Annotated in this window: 14 protein-coding genes and 3 tRNA genes; 13 read left to right on the top strand and 4 right to left on the bottom strand. The window is 50.1% G+C overall.

Going from position 1 to position 17,341, the window contains the following annotated elements; all coding sequences use genetic code 11:
• The first annotated feature begins 436 nt into the window (after positions 1 to 436).
• The 4 genes from LKK83_RS18735 to LKK83_RS18720 all read left to right on the top strand — a co-directional run bounded on the left by LKK83_RS18735 (position 437) and on the right by LKK83_RS18720 (position 2,230).
• Complete coding sequence (locus LKK83_RS18735) at positions 437 to 577, top strand: hypothetical protein (protein WP_324632798.1); 141 nt, start codon at positions 437 to 439, stop codon at positions 575 to 577.
• Positions 578 to 743: 166 nt separating this feature from the next.
• Complete coding sequence (locus LKK83_RS18730; RefSeq protein WP_324632797.1) at positions 744 to 1,922, top strand: hemolysin family protein; 1,179 nt, start codon at positions 744 to 746, stop codon at positions 1,920 to 1,922.
• A gap of 136 nt (positions 1,923 to 2,058) precedes the next feature.
• Positions 2,059 to 2,143 (top strand) — tRNA-Tyr (locus LKK83_RS18725).
• Between the two features lie 15 nt (positions 2,144 to 2,158).
• Positions 2,159 to 2,230: transfer RNA gene (locus LKK83_RS18720), tRNA-Thr, on the top strand.
• Between the two features lie 146 nt (positions 2,231 to 2,376).
• Here the strand turns inward: LKK83_RS18720 and LKK83_RS18715 are convergent.
• A tRNA-Arg gene (locus LKK83_RS18715) sits at positions 2,377 to 2,450 on the bottom strand.
• 409 nt (positions 2,451 to 2,859) lie between these two features.
• Positions 2,860 to 3,036 (bottom strand): hypothetical protein, encoded by a 177-nt coding sequence (locus LKK83_RS18710; RefSeq protein ID WP_324632796.1) that lies wholly within the window; start codon positions 3,034 to 3,036, stop codon positions 2,860 to 2,862.
• 61 nt (positions 3,037 to 3,097) lie between these two features.
• Between LKK83_RS18710 and LKK83_RS18705 the strand changes: the two genes are divergently transcribed.
• The 6 genes from LKK83_RS18705 (at position 3,098) to LKK83_RS18680 (ending at position 12,563) form a co-directional block, all read left to right on the top strand.
• Entirely contained in the window at positions 3,098 to 3,766 is a 669-nt protein-coding gene (locus LKK83_RS18705; RefSeq protein WP_324632794.1) for an Npun_F0813 family protein, read from the top strand.
• Positions 3,767 to 3,893: 127 nt separating this feature from the next.
• Positions 3,894 to 4,907: a hypothetical protein gene (locus tag LKK83_RS18700; protein ID WP_324632793.1), complete on the top strand. Its 1,014-nt coding sequence runs from the start codon at positions 3,894 to 3,896 to the stop codon at positions 4,905 to 4,907.
• 140 nt (positions 4,908 to 5,047) lie between these two features.
• On the top strand, positions 5,048 to 5,851 hold the full coding sequence (locus LKK83_RS18695) for a helix-turn-helix domain-containing protein (protein WP_324632792.1): 804 nt from the start codon (positions 5,048 to 5,050) through the stop codon (positions 5,849 to 5,851).
• Between the two features lie 327 nt (positions 5,852 to 6,178).
• Positions 6,179 to 6,385, top strand: coding sequence for a hypothetical protein (locus LKK83_RS18690; protein WP_324632791.1), 207 nt, complete (start codon positions 6,179 to 6,181; stop codon positions 6,383 to 6,385).
• A gap of 241 nt (positions 6,386 to 6,626) precedes the next feature.
• A complete protein-coding gene (locus tag LKK83_RS18685) occupies positions 6,627 to 7,745 on the top strand; it encodes an NADH:flavin oxidoreductase (RefSeq protein ID WP_324632790.1) in 1,119 nt (372 codons plus the stop codon).
• Positions 7,746 to 7,934: 189 nt separating this feature from the next.
• Positions 7,935 to 12,563, top strand: coding sequence for a two-component regulator propeller domain-containing protein (locus LKK83_RS18680; protein ID WP_324632789.1), 4,629 nt, complete (start codon positions 7,935 to 7,937; stop codon positions 12,561 to 12,563).
• A gap of 28 nt (positions 12,564 to 12,591) precedes the next feature.
• Here the strand turns inward: LKK83_RS18680 and rsmI are convergent, their stop codons facing one another.
• The gene (rsmI, locus tag LKK83_RS18675) at positions 12,592 to 13,467 is read right to left on the bottom strand and encodes a 16S rRNA (cytidine(1402)-2'-O)-methyltransferase (protein ID WP_324632788.1); all 876 of its coding nucleotides are present in this window, start codon (positions 13,465 to 13,467) and stop codon (positions 12,592 to 12,594) included.
• A 189-nt stretch (positions 13,468 to 13,656) separates the two neighbouring features.
• Between rsmI and LKK83_RS18670 the strand changes: the two genes are divergently transcribed.
• The 3 genes from LKK83_RS18670 (at position 13,657) to LKK83_RS18660 (ending at position 16,398) form a co-directional block, all read left to right on the top strand.
• Positions 13,657 to 14,529: a sugar kinase gene (locus LKK83_RS18670; protein ID WP_324632787.1), complete on the top strand. Its 873-nt coding sequence runs from the start codon at positions 13,657 to 13,659 to the stop codon at positions 14,527 to 14,529.
• Between the two features lie 81 nt (positions 14,530 to 14,610).
• Positions 14,611 to 15,087: a hypothetical protein gene (locus tag LKK83_RS18665; protein ID WP_324632786.1), complete on the top strand. Its 477-nt coding sequence runs from the start codon at positions 14,611 to 14,613 to the stop codon at positions 15,085 to 15,087.
• Positions 15,088 to 15,522: 435 nt separating this feature from the next.
• Complete coding sequence (locus LKK83_RS18660) at positions 15,523 to 16,398, top strand: 3'(2'),5'-bisphosphate nucleotidase CysQ family protein (protein ID WP_324632785.1); 876 nt, start codon at positions 15,523 to 15,525, stop codon at positions 16,396 to 16,398.
• A gap of 124 nt (positions 16,399 to 16,522) precedes the next feature.
• Here LKK83_RS18660 and LKK83_RS18655 read toward each other — a convergent pair whose 3' ends face one another.
• Complete coding sequence (locus LKK83_RS18655; RefSeq protein WP_324632784.1) at positions 16,523 to 17,167, bottom strand: class I SAM-dependent methyltransferase; 645 nt, start codon at positions 17,165 to 17,167, stop codon at positions 16,523 to 16,525.
• Positions 17,168 to 17,341 lie beyond the last annotated feature (174 nt).

The following is a 17,341-nucleotide window of genomic DNA, read 5'->3' as shown; positions in this document are numbered from 1 at the left end:
AACGTTGTCTTTACCTAGCTTAACATTCGATCCGCCAATTCTTAATTTTTTTTCCGCAAAAACCACAATCTTCTCCCACTCCGATTTGCTAAGGGTCGGCGAATCTGCCCCCTACCCCGCACCCGGGGCATTTCATTCCCCTGTGGATGGCTGGCGAGAATCTGCCCTACCCACCCTCCCGCCTCCATTTTCAATATTTCCAATTTCCAATTTCCAATTCTCAATTGCCAATTTTTCTAAAGGCATGTCAGTGGCCTTATGATAAAATTGTCCAATCCACCATCCAAGTCGGGAAAATTGCTTCGGTGTAGAGGGGGGGAAATCTGGGAGGGATAAAAAAGTCCACCGGATTTGACAAGTCAGGTTCGTCATCCCCCACCAGAAGGGAGCCAGCTATGATTAAATTATATGGCTGAATAAGGATCGACAATGCGCCATGTCAGACTTAAATCGTGGAATTATGAAATTCAAAGGAGCCGATAGCCCCTTGGCGATCGCGCTCTCATCGGTACTAATTTTAGGTGGGATTAGCTTTCTGCTTTGGTGGGCACTGCAATCTGCCTACGCCTTTAACTAATCCAACAGATTCTCCGCGCCCTCAAAGCTCGGCGAATATCCCGCCGCAATACCGCAGTTGTGCCGCACCTTGGCACGCCCCAAGCTGAAACTGCCAATCCCCAAGCAGTTTCAGCTTATTTCGATCTAAAACCCTCGCGAGGCGCGATCGCCGCGATCGCCCTCGATTGACCCCTGTTCTACTCGCCTGCAGCGCCACCGTGATTTCTTCACCTCTTGAGAGTTATCTGTTCGCCGTCTCGGAAATCAGCCCCCTATTGGGAAATATTTGGCTCGATATTGGGGTATTGGTTTTGATGATGATCCTGTCGGGATTCTTCTCCGGGGCAGAAACAGCGATTACCGCCCTAGACAATCTCAAACTGCGATCGCTCATCAAAGAACAAGGAGACCCCACCCGCATCTTTACCTTGGTGCTGCAAAGACGCACCCGGTTTATCACCACCCTCCTGGTGGGCAACAACCTGGTCAATAACTTTTCCGCCATTTTGACCAGCAACCTATTTGCCATCTGGTTGGGCAATGCCGGCTTGGGAGTCGCCACCGCCGTCGTCACCTTTCTGGTGCTGATTTTTGGCGAAATCACCCCAAAATCTTTAGCCATTAACAACGTCATTCCCTATTTTAAACTCGCAGTTAGTCCCATTTACTGGCTCTCGCGCCTACTTTCGATTCTCGGCATCGTCCAGTTTTTAGAACTAATTACCCAGCGCGTCATTCGCCTCCTCCAGGGAAGCGCCGTACAGCAGGGAGAATCCTCCTTAAAAGACCTCGAACTGATGATTGACATCCTCGGCGGGCGAGGTCAGTTAGATTTATATAAGCATCAACTGCTCAACAAAGCCCTGATGCTAGACAGTCTCAGCGCCCGGGAAGTGGTCAAACCCCGCATCGAAATGCGAACCATTTCCCATGAAGCGACATTACAGGATTTAGTAGACCTGTGTTTGGACACCGGCTATTCTCGGATTCCCGTACAGGAAGAATCCAAAGACCGCATCGTCGGCGTGGTTCACCTGAAACGCGCCATTCAGCAATTAAGAGCCTATCAAAAAGAAGAAATCGACAATGCCCCGGTGACGGTGGCGATGGATCCGCCGGTGTACGTTCCGGAGACCAAGCGCGTAGCGGATCTGCTCAAAGAAATGTTGCAGCAGCGCTTGCATATCGCGATCGTGGTGGATGAATATGGGGGCACCGTTGGGTTGCTGACCTTAGAGGATATCCTAGAAGAACTGGTGGGCGAAATCTACGACGAAAGCGATTTTCCCATGCGCTTCAACCGTCGCAGTGGCGGCACCTCCCCCCAAGGTGGCGCGCGCCCTCGCCGAAATTCGCGCAGCTAAACCCCAACCGAGTAAGGGTTTCAGCCCCTTGAAACTCGGCAGCCAACCCCGAGGATTGGGCATCGGCAAAAAAAATTTAAAAAAAGGGTTGACATTCCAGTTGCTTGTGCTACCATTAATAATTGTGGACAAAAACGGGTCGGTGCCCGAGTGGTTAATGGGGGCGGACTGTAAATCCGCTGGCTATGCCTACGCTGGTTCAAATCCAGCCCGGCCCACCACAATCAAATAAAATTGCCCGTGTAGCTCAGTGGTAGAGCGCACCCTTGGTAAGGGTGAGGTCACGAGTTCAATCCTCGTCACGGGCTTTTCGAGAAGACGCGCTGCGGCGCGTCTTTTTTGTTGAGAGGGCAAGAAACCCTTTCCAGAGGGCGTAGATAGGGCATGCAAGCCATTGGCAACCCGCCGCCCTCGGGAAAAACCGTGACGGGAAGAAAGCGGGTAAAAGACTCGACGGGTGCGGCAGGACTCGAACCTGCGACCAACGAATTAGAAGTTCGCTACTCTATCCAGCTGAGTTACGCACCCAAACTGCAAGGGAATCCGGCGTGGCGGCTCAGAGTCGTTCCCGCCGATTGAGAGGGAAGCCCCGGCCAAAAATGCTACAGCCACCGGACATTTCTATATCGTATCAAAAAAGACGGCTGTTTGGCCAAGAATTTGTCAAGATTATTTTTCAGGGGAGAAATCAGGCAACTGGCGGGGAGCTTAGAGGATAAATTAACATTAAGGTCATCAGCATCCAGAGGTTGGCGAGGGAAGAACGCAGCGGGGTGGCCTGCCCCGGTTGTGTTTCCCAGGCAAGGCACCGACAGATAGCCAGGGCTAAAGTGGCGATCGCCCGCCCTGGCGGACAAATTGCTTTTCACCCAACCCCCGCACTCACTGGCGGACTTGTGGCCACCATTTGAGCCAGGGAATCACAAGTTGGGAAAATTTATTGATAAAGCATAGAGTAAGATAGGTATCGATCGCGGCGTTGAATGCCTCGTCCGGAAAATGAGCGCTTGCTGAGCGCGTTGCCACAAGCAGCGCGAGTCCGCTGACCATCGCGTGCCTTGCCCAGTTTAACCCAAGCTTGACACCAAGCAGACTGATGTCTAAATTCTAGCAAGCGTCATTTCCATCGAACACCCACCGCACCCACAGGCCACGAGAACTCTATTGGCAGCGTCATGTTTATTCTGAAACGTCAGGATGTTGAAATCACGGGTCTTCAGCACCCGAAAACGGGTCAGCAAGTACCGATTCTGAACTATCAAGGTCAGACCTTTCGCTTAATAAACGTGTTCAGCGCTCAACAGGCGGAAGAAGCAAGAGCCTTTTGGAGGGATTTAACCGATAACCGTGGGAAAGCTTGCGTCCTGCTTGAAGAAACAGATCGCTACAGCGTTTGGGGCAAAATCCGTCTCGAACAGATCGCCGATGACCCGCAAGGGGGAGTGGCTGCAGCGCCTCTGTTTACTCAAGCTTCTCTCTTAATGCTTCAAGCGGTGTTCTTCGATATAGAAGATTTGCTCGGCAATCGACAGGCAGGGTCTTTTCAAAAAGAGATCGCCGAGATCTTTAAAAAATGGAAATTCCCACAAGCCGATACTCCAGATGCAGTGAAAAATTGGCTGGAGGTGGATCCCCTGGGGGGAGTCAAAATGCCCCCTTGGCAAGAACATCACCTGAATACCTTATTGCAAGAACTGCATCGTTTGGGGAAAGACTATTTTGGCAATACCAGTTTCGTCGAGCGAGCCATCGATATCTTAGAAGATATGCCAGCCAACGAACGCAAGCAGTTTATCGACTGGCTCAACCAGTCTCCCCTGGGCGATTTGTGGTCTACCTCCTAGCCGGGGAGCCACCCCCCCCCAGGGGTTTGGAGACAGTCGGCACGTTATCAAAATCTTTCAGCTCTTGCATTTTAAAGAAAGTTGTTGACAAAAACTCCGATGCCCAGTTACCGATTTGGCGATTCTTATGCGAACAAGCTCAGAAAAGTTTACCCCTTCTCAACCGTTATTCTCAGCGCGGACCCTTGTCGTTAGCGGGATTACCTGGGCTGTCTTAGCCCTGTTATTTTTTCTGCTGTTTAGCATTCCTCACTCCCCCGATGCCGAGTTGCCCTTGTGGTACTCGATTGGGACCTATATTTTCGAGTGGATTGCATTCCTAGCAGCAGCGATTTTGTGTTTTAGAAATTGGAAATCCACTCAGATTGTCAGCGGACGCAATGTCTGGTTGGCGATCGGGATCGGCATGATTGGCTATTTCTTAGGCGGCGTGCTCTTCGGTCTGTGGGAACTGTACTGGGGTCTCGACCCGGATGTGTCCCTCGGAGATCTGTTCTATGCCACCACCTATGTGGCCCTGACCATCGGCATGGTGCTGGCGGTTTCTTCCCGGAAACTGAATCTGGAACTGTGGCAGTGGGGCGTGTTGGTGGCGATCGCCCTCGCCGGGGGAGCCTTCGCCTGGTGGCTCTCCATTCCCCCTAACGCCGACCTGCAACAAGCCGTGCCCCCTACCCCCATCGAAGAAGTGGCTCCCGCACCCACCACCGCCGAAACTCCCGCCGCTCAAGCTCCCCCCGTAGCAGCAGAGCAAGAGTCCTCGGTGCCGGGATATGGAGTGGCTAAGGCGATCGATAACTTCTTGTCCCCCTACTCGAAATATGTCGGCTTGTTTTACGTGGTGATGGATGTGTTGCTCCTGATTTTGGCCACCGCTTTGTTGTTGGCTTTCTGGGGCGGACGCTTCTCCCAGTCTTGGCGGATGATTGCGGCAGCTACCTTTTCCCTTTACATTGCCGATATGTGGTTTAAATATGCCGAATCCCGCGTGGCAGACTACCAAAGCGGCAGTTTGCTAGAAGTGTTTTGGGTGTTTAGTGGCGTGTTGTTTGCCATTGGTGCGGTCCTTGAATACGACATCTCCACTCGCTCTCGCTCTCGGGGACGCCGACGCGGCGGTTCTTCTTCTTCGTCGGACTAAACTCCCAGTTTCAACCGGGGCGACGCTTTGCCCCTTCTGTGGAAAAGCGCCTTCCCCCACCGCACCCCAGCCACCGACTGTCCCAGGCGCGTTCGATTGGCTCCCCTGATTATCCACGCTGTTTACCCCCCTGATGCGGCATGAGTTCTCGAAAACTTTCCGATTCTGATAAAAGAGAAATCCTCGACCTCTATCGACAGCCCGGAGAAACCACTTTAACCCTGGCGAGTCGCTATGGGGTGAGTAGCTCCACGATAAGCCGCATCCTCAGAAGCAGTTTATCGGACGAGGAATACGAATCCCTGATTCAGCAAAAGCGCGCCGGTCGCTTTCAAGGTTCGCCGGAAGGGTCTGAGGAAGCCTCAGAGGAAGAGTCTTTGCGCGATGCGCGTACGCGCCGCATTCGCAAACGCTCTTCTTCGGCGGCGCAAGACGCGGATTTCGATGAAGAGGACACCGATGAAGATGCCTTTGAGGAAAATTATGAGGCAATGGAAGCTAGCGCCCTCCGGGAAATGCTCGGGGAAGATTTGCTCGATGAGGAAGACTTAGACGACGAGGATGAGGATGAGGATGAGGATGAAGAATGGGACGAAGATGCCCTGTTAACTCAGCGCCGCTCTCGCCCTTCTCCTTTTGTGGAAGTCATCCCCCTCGCCGACGCTGAGTTGCCGAAAACCTGCTATTTTGTGGTGGATAAAGGTGGGGAGTTGATTACTCGTCCTCTGAAAGAGTTTGGCGAACTCGGGGAAATTCCTCGGGAAGAAGTGCAAGAAAAAACTCTGCCGATTTTTGACAATCACCGAGTGGCGCGACGATTCTGCGCTCGCAATCAACGAGTGATTAAAATGCCCGACGGGCAAATGCTGCAAAAAACCAGTGCGTATTTGCAAGAAAAGGGCATTACGCGGGTGTTGATTGACGGGCAGGTTTATTCGCTGTAATCGTCGCGATCGCCCCCGGGGGTTTTGGGAAATGCAAGGGGTACGGCAGCATTGCCGTGCCCCTATCGCTATGGAGGGAAATGCGAGAAATAGCCAATTTGCCGATGGGTTTGTTTGAAAATAACAATAAATCAGCCGAACTTGCTGATGATTGGATAATCAATAAGCAGGGTATTAATTTGGTCAAATAAATATTTATTTTTTTGATGATAATAGGGAGTTTGTTTTCAACAATAAATGGTAGAATAATGCAGAACTCGGTTTGCAATTGATAAATTCACTTATTCTGACAGGTAGGGTTGTTCATCAAAAGAGGAAACAGCAATTATGGCATCTGCTCTATATAAACTCCTGGCTGATATGGCGGAAGAACCGGAAAAATTTCGCCAATATCAAAATGATATAGAGTCTATCTTGAGCGAGTATGACTTGACTGAAGAGCAAAAAGACTTAATCCGCGCGGGCGGCGAAGAAAACTACCTGCGACTGTTGCGCGACGAACGCAGCAGACAGTTTGGAGAATTTTGTGTTTGATTTGACGCGATAAAACGCCCGCGCTCCTTGGCGGTTTCGGGGATTCCTGAAGCCGAGCGCCGGATGTGAGAAATGATGAGCCTCGGCAGGTTGCAAAATTCATTCAGAATGGCGATCGCTCGCGGGCAAGTTCGTCAAAAAAACCGAGTGCCTACGGTAGCGTCCTGGTTGTACGGGATGACTTCGAGAAGGCACTTTTTTTGTATTGAGTCGTACTCCCGGATCGCGAGGACAATTAAAAATGAAATCGGATATTATTTTTGCACCGCTTCAGTGTCGCAACCTTACCCTGAAAAATCGGATCTTGAGATCGAATACTTACGGAAATTTCGATAATCCCGATGGGACTGGCACTACGGCGCGTCTCAAGTGGGAAGAAAAATTCGCTCGTGGGGGAGTCGGGGCAATTCTCTCCTGTGTCGTTCCCGTTTGTGGCACGGGGCGAATTGCCCCCAATTGTGCCACCCTCGATCGCGACGAACAAATTCCATTTTGGCGACAGGTTGCCCAAACCGTCCATCACTATGATTGCAAATACATCGCGCAGCTGAGTTATGGTGGAAGTCATCTCGGTGCCCTCAGTCAAACCATTGCTCCCGAGAAAATCCAGCAGATCGTAAATCGCTTTGCAGATGCAGCCAGAAGAGCGCGAGAGGCACGACTCGATGGTGTGGAAGTGGATGCTACGAAAAGTGGAACCGGGCGGTTGCTCGAAGATGAAACAAACGGTCGCCTCAATTCAATCGCCAATCTAGTCGGGCAGTTCCTCAGTGACACCGTGAATCATCGCATCGATGAATATGGAGGGTCTTTCGAGAACAGATCGCGGTTTTTGCTCGAAATCGTCACAGCAATCCGCACCCAAGTCGGGGGAGATTTTCACTTGCAGGTGAAAATCGATGCGTTGGAAACCCGCGATCGCGAAATTCAGTTATGCCAGTGGATCGAACGCGCCGGGGCAGATGCCCTTCACCTGGGGAGTAAATTGCCTGTTGCCGATCGTCCCTCTGGCAATTTTCCTTTAGACATCGAAGGAGAACACATTCAGAAAGTCCAACAGATCGAAAAAGCCGTGCGGATTCCCATCTTCTGTACCGGAGGATTTCAAAGCGCCAGTTACATCCGCAAAGCGATCGCGGAAGGTTGTTGCGACGCAGTAACCATCGCCCGGGCCTTAATTGCCAACCCCAACCTGCCGAAAATCTTTGCCGAAGGCAAAGACAGTCCGGACAAACCTTGTACCTATTGCGAAAAATGCCGTCTAAATCTGGTGGACAATCCCCTGGGATGCTATGACGTCACCCGCTACGATGGTGACTACACCCAGATGAGCCGCGAGATTCTCTCCGTTTATCGATAACCACACTTCCATGCCCAAGGGTTCGCACTCAGCAGGAACAGACCCCTTGTTGCCGCAGAAGAACTCGCCCCCTATACTATCATATAAAAAGCCGGGGGCGGGTTCGTTTAAACTCCAGCCCTTGAGTTGGGGGTCAATCTGCCGAGAGCAATAGCACCTGTTGCTCGATCCATAATTAGAGGCGATCGCATGAACATCCGAAGCCAAAGTTATCAAAACGCTGACCGCATTTTCCGAGGGTTAATTTCTCTGTTACTGGTCATAATCCTGTGGATAAGCGGATCCCCTACTGCCTATGCCCAACCAGAGGCTACCCTACAATTCGATCGCCTCTCCACGGACAACGGATTAATCGGCATCAACTGCATTCTAGAAGACTCGCGAGGATTTCTCTGGTTTTGCACCCAAGAAGGGGTGAATAAATATGATGGATACGACTTGACCACCTACAAGCACGATTCCAACAACCCGAATTCCTTATCGGATAATTGGATTTCCGCCATCTATGAAGACCATGTTGGCATTCTCTGGATTGGCACCCAAACTGGCGGAATCAATGCCTTCGATCGCGTCACCGAAACCTTTACTCGCTACCTCCACAACCCGAACGATCCCAAAAGTTTAAGCAACAATCAAGTTAGTACAATTTATGAAGATTCCTCCGGAACCCTTTGGATTGGCACCCAAGGCGGCGGACTCAATCGCTTCAACCGCGAAACGAATCAATTTACCCACTATACTCATCATTCCAATCAGGCCCATAGTTTGAGCGATAATGCAGTCAGTGCCATCTATGAAGATTCAGCGGGGGAACTCTGGATTGGCACCTTGGGCGGCGGACTCCATACCTTTAACCGAGAAACGAATCAATTTATCCACTACAGCGATCGACTGAATCCTTTTCCTTCAGCAACCCCTCACCCAGTCACGGTTATTTATGAAGATAATTCCCACCACCTGTGGATTGGCACTCAGAGGAACGGTCTCCATCAGTTTGACCGAACAACTGGAAAATTTACCCACTACCAACATAACCCCAATAATCCCAATAGTCTCAGTGTTGATAGCGTCAGCGCCATTGCTGAAGATGCCTCGGGACAACTGTGGATTGGTTCGGGAACGTGGGATGCGAGTTATACGGGTAAAGGCATCGATATCCTAGATTCTGCCCGGGAAACCTTCACCCATTATTCTAACAATCCCAAAAATATCAATAGTTTGAGCGGTGACAATGTGCTGTCAATTTATCGAGACAGCACTGATAGCATGTGGGTGGGAACTTGGATGGGAGGCGTGAGCCACTTCCATCCCGGTAAACAAAAATTTACAGCTTACAGGTTTGACAACAATAATCCCAATGGATTGTCCGGTGACGCCGTTTGGTCGATTTATGAAGACCGAGAGGGCGTCGTTTGGATCGGAACCACCAATGGAGGATTAAATAAATTCGATCGCCAAACCGGAAAATTTCAGCATTACAAACATAATCCCAGCGATCGCCATAGCTTAAGCAGTAATAGCGTGTGGTCGATTTATGAAGATTCATCGGGGAGACTATGGATCGGCACCGATGCCGGATTAAACTTATTCGATCGCACCACTGAAAAATTTATCACCTACAAACCCGATCCCAATGACCCTAACAGCCTCAGCGATAGTACCATTCTAAACATCCGGGAAAATTCCTCGGGCCGGTTATGGTTAGGGACAGTTGGGGGAGGATTAAATGAATTCGATCCCGAAACCGGCAAAGCTAAATCCTGGGTTCACGATCCCGATGACCTCAATAGCATCAGTCAAAATTTAATCTTGTCCGTGCGTGAAGACAATTCGGGTTATCTTTGGATTGCCACCTATGGTGGGGGACTCGATAAATTCGATCCCGAAACTGAAACCTTTACCCATTACGCTCATAACCCGGAAGACCCCCAAAGCCTCAGCAGCAACCGAGTCGTGTGCATTTATCAGGATCCATCGGGCATTCTGTGGATTGTAACTGAAGACGGATTGAATAAATTTAACCCCGAAACTGAAACCTTTCAACACTACACCGAAGAAGATGGTCTGGCAACCTCCTATTTAGCTAACCTGCTGCCTGATGATGAAGGAAATCTCTGGCTGAGCAGTTCCAAAGGATTATCGAAATTCAATCCACAAACGGAAACCTTTAGAAACTATACCCCAGATGAAGGGCTACCGGGAAATCATTTTAACGTACTCGCTTATTTCAAAAGCCCTAGCGGACAATTATTTTTTGGCGGTGAAGAAGGATTTACGTTCTTCTATCCCGATCGCATCCAAGACAACCCCCATATTCCTCCTGTGGTCATCACCCAATTTAAAAAATTCAACGAAACCGTCACTCTCGATCGCGCCATTTCCGAAACCCACCAACTCCAACTCTCCTACCAAGACCGATTTTTCGGCTTTGAATTTGCCGCCCTCGACTACACCAACCCCGCCAAAAACCAATATGCCTACAAACTCGAAGGCTTTGACCAAGACTGGATAAATGCCGGCACGCGACGCTATGCCACCTACACCAACCTCGACGGCGGCACCTATACCTTCCGGGTCAAAGGCTCCAACAATGATGGCGTCTGGAACGAACAAGGCACCGCAATTCATATTACCATCACCCCGCCCCCGTGGAAAACCTGGTGGGCCTATACCCTCTACCTTCTCGCCTTAATTGGCTCAGTTTTAGCCTACGTGCAATGGCGCACGAAAGCCCAAAAACAACAACTCGAATTCCAACGCCAAGAACTGGAACGAGAGCGTCTCGTCACCGACGAACTGCGACGACTAGACAAACTCAAAGACGAATTTCTCGCCAATACCTCTCACGAATTGCGTACCCCGCTCAACGGCATAATTGGCATTGCCGATTCCATGCTCGAAGGGGCTACCGGATCGCTCACCCCAACACAACAACACAACCTCTCTACCATCGTCCAAAGTGGCTTGCGACTCACTAATTTAGTCAACGATATCCTGGATTTGTCCAAAATCAAACAAGCAGAATTGCAACTGCAACTCAAGCCGGTGGGAATGCGAGAAATCACCGAAGTTGTCCTCACCCTTTCTCGCCCCTTAATAGGCGAAAAGCCGGTGGAACTCATCAATACCCTTCACCCCGAACTGCCGGCGGTAGAGGCGGATGAAAATCGGGTGCAGCAGATTTTATACAACTTAATCGGCAATGCGATTAAATTTACCGAAAGCGGTACGGTGGAAGTCTCGGCGGAAGTGGTACCCGATGAGGCAGGGGAAACTGGGGAACCCGAATTGCCCCTCACCAATCCCCCGTCGGGTTATCTCGCCATTACCGTCTCCGATACCGGCATCGGCATTCCCCCCACTAAATTCGACTCGATTTTTGAATCCTTCGAGCAAGGAGATGGTTCCACGGCGCGGCTTTATGGCGGGACCGGGTTGGGGTTGGCAGTGACGAAAAAGCTGGTGGAGTTGCACGGGGGAACGATCGCGGTGGAATCCACAGTGGGGAAAGGGTCGCGCTTTACCTTTACCCTGCCCCTCTCGTCAAATCCCCCGTCAGTGCCACTCCCGCCAACGAAACGCCGCGCGATCGCTACTCGGTTGGAGGCGATCGCCATTGCCCCAGATGAGGCCCCACCCACCCAGACCCTTCCCCCTGAATCGGAAACTAACAGTAAATTCCGCCTGTTAATCGTCGATGATGAACCAGTCAACCGTCAGGTTCTCGTGAACTATCTCTCCAACGCCCACTATCAAGTCATCCAAGCCGCCAGCGGTTCAGAAGCCCTGGCATTAATCCAACAACAACCTCATCCCGATGCGATTTTGCTCGACGTGATGATGCCACGCATGACCGGTTATCAAGTCTGTCAAATCCTGCGGCAAAAATATGGCATGGACGAACTCCCCATCATTATGCTCACTGCCAAAAATCAAGTGGCGGATTTAGTCGCCGGACTCGAAGCCGGCTCCAACGATTATATCACCAAACCGATTTCTAAAGACGAATTGCTCGCCCGCATTAAAACTCACTTGAATCTGGTTCGCCTAAAAACCGAAAACCTGCGCTTGCAAGCTGAACTCAATGTGGCGCGTCGCCTGCAAGAAATGATGCTCCCCAAACCAGCAGAATTGCAGCAAATTCGCCAATTGCAAATTGCCGGCTACATGAAACCAGCAGATGAAGTAGGCGGGGATTATTATGATGTATTGCCCTGGGACAATCACACGAAAATTGGCATCGGCGATGTTACGGGACATGGGTTGGAAAGTGGCGTGCTGATGCTGATGGCCCAAACCGCAATTCGCACCCTCCTGGAAAGCCAGGAAACTGACGATCGCAATTTTCTCGATATTATTAACCGCACCCTTTACTCCAACCTACAGCGGATGAATTGCGAGAAAAACATGAGCCTCGCCTTGTTAGATTATGTAGGCGGAACCCTGGGCATCAGCGGGCAGCATGAAGAAGTAATTCTGGTGCGCGCCGATGCTACGGTGGAATGCATCGATACCCTGGATTTAGGTTTTCCGATTGGCTTATCTCTGGATGTGGCAGAGTTTTTCGCCCAGACTCAAGTGCAATTAAATCCCGGAGATGGGGTGGTACTTTATACCGATGGAATTACGGAAGCGGAAAATGATGCCAAAGTGCTTTATGGATTGGAAAAACTCTGCGATATTATTAGCGAAAATTGGCACCGTTGTGCTGCAGAAATCCAACAGGCAATTGTCGATGACGTGATGCGCCATATCGGTTCTCATAAGATTTACGATGACATTACCGTGGTGGTGGTCAAGCGCGTTTCTGGGGGCTAGAGACGCCCCTGCGGGGGGACGCCGCTAACTACTCCGACTCTTCGCCAATGGTGAGGGCGAGTTGGTAAATCTGGCGGCGCGGAAGGGCGGTGTGTTGCGCTAGGTGTTTGGTGGCTTGCGATCGCGACATACCTCGATTGATTAAGTTTTGTAACTCGGCTTTCAGGGTCTGTTCCCCGATCGCGGGCGCAGCAGTCTCCCTCCCGGTAATCACTAGAGTAAATTCTCCTTTGGGTTGACAATTTCCCCCATAATGTGCTATCGCTTCGGCAATCGAACCGCGCCAAAATTCTTCGTGCAGTTTGGTGAGTTCTCGCCCCAAAACAATGGCGCGATCGCCCCCGAGGGCTTCCCCTAACTCGGTTAAGGTTTTTCGCACTCGATGCGGCGCTTCGTATAAAATCATCGTCCGCGTCTCTCCCTGGAGGGCTTCCAGGCGCTGCTGGCGGGCTTTTCCCTTGACGGGTAAAAACCCCTCAAACACGAAGCGTTCTCCCGGTAAACCAGCCCCCACTAGGGCGGTGATGCAAGCTGTCGGTCCGGGAATGGGCACAACTGAAATTCCCCCTTCCCCACAAGCTTGAATTAGCTCAAATCCCGGATCGGAAATTCCGGGCATTCCGGCGTCGGTAACCAGGGCGATCGCGCTTCCTCCCTGCAGTCGATCCACTAATTCCGGCATCCGCTGCTTCCGGTTGTGTTCGTGATAGCTAATCTGCGGCGTGGTTATCTCGAAATGCTGCAACAATTTCCCCGTGTGGCGGGTATCTTCGGCGGCGATCGCCTCCACTTCTCGCAAAATCCGCACCCCGCGAAAGGTCATGTCTTCTAAATTGCCAATCGGCGTTCCCACAATATAGAGAATTCCCCTTTTGCGATCGCCATCTGCCCTTTTTTCTGCCATCTTTTCCCCACAACTACTCTATATCCTCTCTGGCAATTTTAAACCATTGCTAACCTGCAGTTCGTTTCCCTGACCCGAAACCCGGACTCTGACCAACCCAGTTCAAGGAACAGTGGTTATTTTACCCCATCGATTTAATTCCTATAAAATTTGCTATAAAATAAATCCCAACCCTTTAAAATTCAACCCATGCCCACACAAGGATTATTTGTCGGATTGGTCACCATCGATTTGGTTTATCTGACCGAAAATTTCCCCCAAAGTAACGATAAATTGGTGGCAAATGACTATACGATTAGCGCTGGCGGACCGGCTACCAATGCCGCGATCGCATTTCGTCATTTTGGCAATTTACCCACTATCCTCGGGGTGATGGGATGTCATCCAATGACCCAGATTATTTGTCAGGAATTACAACAGTATAACATCGCTCTGGCCGATTTAAACCCCACTCGCGCCGAACCGCCCCCGGTTTCTTCAATTATTGTCACGGCGGGAAGTGGCGATCGCGCTGTGGTCTCGATTAATGCGACTAAATCTCCGGTTTCTAACGATTTTCTGCCCCTAGACCGATGTCAAAATTTCGATATCGTGCTGATTGACGGACATCAAATTCTCCCTAGCGTTGCGATCGCGCAATTGGCCCAATCTCATCAGATTCCGGTGGTGCTCGATGGCGGAAGCTGGAAACCCGGATTGGAAGAGGTTTTGCCTTTTGTCAATTATGCGGTTTGTTCGGCCAATTTTTATCCGCCCGAGTGTGACAACCGCCAGGAGGTTTTTGCCTATCTCGAGGCGATCTCTATCCCCCACATTGCCATTACTGACGGCGCAAATCCCATTCAATACCTCAGCAATGGCGATCGCGCTACGGTAGCGGTTCCGCAAATTAACCCCAGGGATACCTTAGGGGCAGGGGATATTTTTCACGGCGCATTTTGTCACTTTATTTTACAACAAGATTTTCCCACAGCTTTGGCTTCGGCGGCGCAAATTGCTTCCCACGCTTGTCAGCAATTTGGTACCCGCGAATGGATGAAATCTCTTCCCGCCACGCTGTAAACTCTCCCTACAGTCGGATGGAAAAATCCCCCGTTCGGGAGTACCATTGAATCAACAAACTGGTTAGGACTATCGGAACACATGAACACTCCAGAGGATATACTGATTCTCAAACCCCGCAATCGGTGGATGGGGTTGGGTTTGGGATTGTTTTATTTAATTTCCGCTTGCGTGGCGTTTGTTGTTAATTCTCTGGATACGGCTTTAATTTGGGTTGCATTAACTAGTCCGTTTTTGACGATCGCTGACGGTTTATCGGCTAAAATCGAAATTAGCGATCGCGCCATTGTCCGTCGCAGTCCGTTAAGTCCGCGCATCTCTATTCCCTGGCGCAAGGTGACAAGGGTGATGTTGGTTCGCAATCGAGGCGATCGGCGTTTGGTGTACGTCCGTTCCCAAAGTCCGGTGATTTGCACTATCTGCTTTACCAGTCATCAGCAGAATTTTCGCGCCGGTTTGCTGCGCCTCTTCCAATTCGTTGAATTTTACGAGATTGATTTGCAAATTCAAGGTCTCTCCCCCCGCCATGATTGGGAACAATGGGCCAGACAATCTTAGTTTTATCTCCTTTGACTCCTTTTGACTCCTTGGGAAAGCAATGCTCGTCTTTCCGGCGGCGATCGCCTTAAAAATCGGCTTAAAAAAAGACGCAAATGTTGTTGCGCGCCAGGGAAATTTGTGATATGCTTATATCATAATGGGAATAGTGACAGCTTTCCCGAAAATTGTCACTATTCCCATTGTAATCCGAGCATACCAGAAATCAAGTGCCAAGTCAACCCCTTCCCCCCTTTTTTTGCCGCCCAAAATGTAAATATTTGTTAAAGAAACCGGAAAAAATTTGCGATCGCGAGACAAAACAGAGGCCAACAATTTGATGCACCCTACACCGAGGGAAAATTCAGGGGAAAATTGTGGCCGTTACGGGATAACATTCATGGAAGGGTTGCTGTAGGAAAGTAATGAACCAAAAATCAGTCGGGGGGAAAGCGGATGCGGGAAATGTGCATTGAGAAAATAGCCGAAATTGGAGCGATCGCGCGCAGTGTGGGATGGGGGAGTGCGGAGATTTTATCTCATTATCACAGTCAACCCCCCGGAGAACTGAGAATCAAACACAAACAAGAAGGGCCAGTAACCAATGCGGATATTGCGGCGAGTGAATACATATTGAGACAACTGAGAATTGCTTTTGGCACTCAGGGGTTTGGATATCTCAGCGAAGAGACTTACAAAACCCAATCCGAAAGCGATCGCCTGGGACATCGGTGGATCTGGATAATTGACCCCATTGATGGAACCCGCGCCTTCATCCGAAGAAACTTTAAATATGCGGTGCATATTGCGTTAGTCTATGAAGGAAGACCAGTAGTCGCGGTGGTGGTATTGCCCGAAGCGGGCAAATTGTACTACGCCCACAAAAATGGCGGCACATTTGTGGAGGATCGCAGTGGCGATCGCGAATGGGCGAAAGTCTCCCCGCGCGATCGTCTCCCAGACTTACGCATCGTCACCCGGCGATCGCGAAAGGAAGAAAGATTAACCCGCCTATTGCACAGATTGCCCGGAAACATCGAACAAAAACTAGGCAGTATCGGGTATAAAATCGCCTCGATTGTCGAACAAGACTGGGATGTATTTATTTCCCTATCCGGCAAAAGTGCCCCCAAAGATTGGGACTTAGCCGCACCAGAATTAATTTTAACCGAAGCTGGTGGAAAATTAACCCATATCGACGGCACGCCTTTAGTTTACAATCAAAAAGATGTCAGTCAGTGGGGATGTTTGGTGGCCAGTAACGGACAATGCCATGCCCAATTTTGCCACACAATAGCCACCGTTTTGGCCGATTTAGATCGAGGCCACTAAGTTGAATTAAAAGGGAGTCATTGGTCATTGACAATTGACGAATGACCAATGAGAATTGACCATTGACCAATGACAATTGACCACATGACCAATGACTAATGACCAATGACCAACCACAGTAAATTTAACGGCGATAAGCGATAACCGCATAGAACGGATCGCCACCGCCTATGCCTAACAATTGCAAGAAAGAAGGCGCATCGGATTGACGGGCGATCGCTTCTGGTTGGGTAAAGCCTTCCACTGCATTAAAATAGCCTTTCACCAATTGCAAACGACTCCTATCCGTTCCATCGCGCCACGCTTGAATGGCTTTTTGATAGAACATCCGATTGGAGAAACTGATAATTACCACTCCACCGGGTTTGAGGATGCGGTGAATTTCGCCAAACACGATTTCTGGATGTTGCAGATATTGGATAGACACCGCATTGAGTACCGCATCAAAACTTTCATCCGGGAGAGGAAAGCGAGGATTTTCGTTCAGATTTTGCACGAAGAAGCGATCGAGGCGGGGATTTTTTGCCAATTCCGCCTCATTGAGTCCGTGACCTTCCACATGGGCGAATTCCATCTCCTCCGGGAGATGAGATACCCACGAACTCATCATATCGAAGATGCGGGTATGGGGTTGGAGACGTTCTCGATACAGATTCGTCAGTTGGTCGATAAACCCTTCATCTACATGGGTGACAAAGCGGGGGATAGCGTAAAACTCGGTATCGTCAGAGGGGTCTAGTTTCGTGCGCTGAGCAGGTTGTAGCAACATTGGTGGATAATTCGGGTAGCTTGACGCTCATTATTTTAATAAAAATTAACACTGTTCCTCGCCCCGGAAAACTTGACAGGATGTTCAGAAATGATAGAATAGGAGGTGAAACTCGATGGTGCAGGCAGGGCAGTTAAGCAAGCTATGCATTGCATTAACGTCCTGGGTGGAGAT

It is taken from the genome of Phormidium sp. CCY1219 (genome assembly GCF_035615515.1).
Lineage (GTDB): Bacteria > Cyanobacteriota > Cyanobacteriia > Cyanobacteriales > Laspinemataceae > CCY1219.
This window is presented reverse-complemented; position numbering and strand designations above follow the sequence as displayed.

Excerpts from the sequence above, each read along its gene's own strand:
- LKK83_RS18735 (WP_324632798.1), top strand. The coding sequence starts at position 437 with ATGTCAGACTTAAATCGTGGAATTATGAAATTCAAAGGAGCCGATAGC.
- LKK83_RS18705 (WP_324632794.1), top strand. The coding sequence starts at position 3,098 with ATGTTTATTCTGAAACGTCAGGATGTTGAAATCACGGGTCTTCAGCAC.
- LKK83_RS18700 (WP_324632793.1), top strand. The coding sequence starts at position 3,894 with ATGCGAACAAGCTCAGAAAAGTTTACCCCTTCTCAACCGTTATTCTCA.
- LKK83_RS18695 (WP_324632792.1), top strand. The coding sequence starts at position 5,048 with ATGAGTTCTCGAAAACTTTCCGATTCTGATAAAAGAGAAATCCTCGAC.
- LKK83_RS18690 (WP_324632791.1), top strand. The coding sequence starts at position 6,179 with ATGGCATCTGCTCTATATAAACTCCTGGCTGATATGGCGGAAGAACCG.
- LKK83_RS18685 (WP_324632790.1), top strand. The coding sequence starts at position 6,627 with ATGAAATCGGATATTATTTTTGCACCGCTTCAGTGTCGCAACCTTACC.
- LKK83_RS18680 (WP_324632789.1), top strand. The coding sequence starts at position 7,935 with ATGAACATCCGAAGCCAAAGTTATCAAAACGCTGACCGCATTTTCCGA.
- rsmI (WP_324632788.1), bottom strand. The coding sequence starts at position 13,467 with ATGGCAGAAAAAAGGGCAGATGGCGATCGCAAAAGGGGAATTCTCTAT.
- LKK83_RS18670 (WP_324632787.1), top strand. The coding sequence starts at position 13,657 with ATGCCCACACAAGGATTATTTGTCGGATTGGTCACCATCGATTTGGTT.
- LKK83_RS18665 (WP_324632786.1), top strand. The coding sequence starts at position 14,611 with ATGAACACTCCAGAGGATATACTGATTCTCAAACCCCGCAATCGGTGG.
- LKK83_RS18660 (WP_324632785.1), top strand. The coding sequence starts at position 15,523 with ATGCGGGAAATGTGCATTGAGAAAATAGCCGAAATTGGAGCGATCGCG.
- LKK83_RS18655 (WP_324632784.1), bottom strand. The coding sequence starts at position 17,167 with ATGTTGCTACAACCTGCTCAGCGCACGAAACTAGACCCCTCTGACGAT.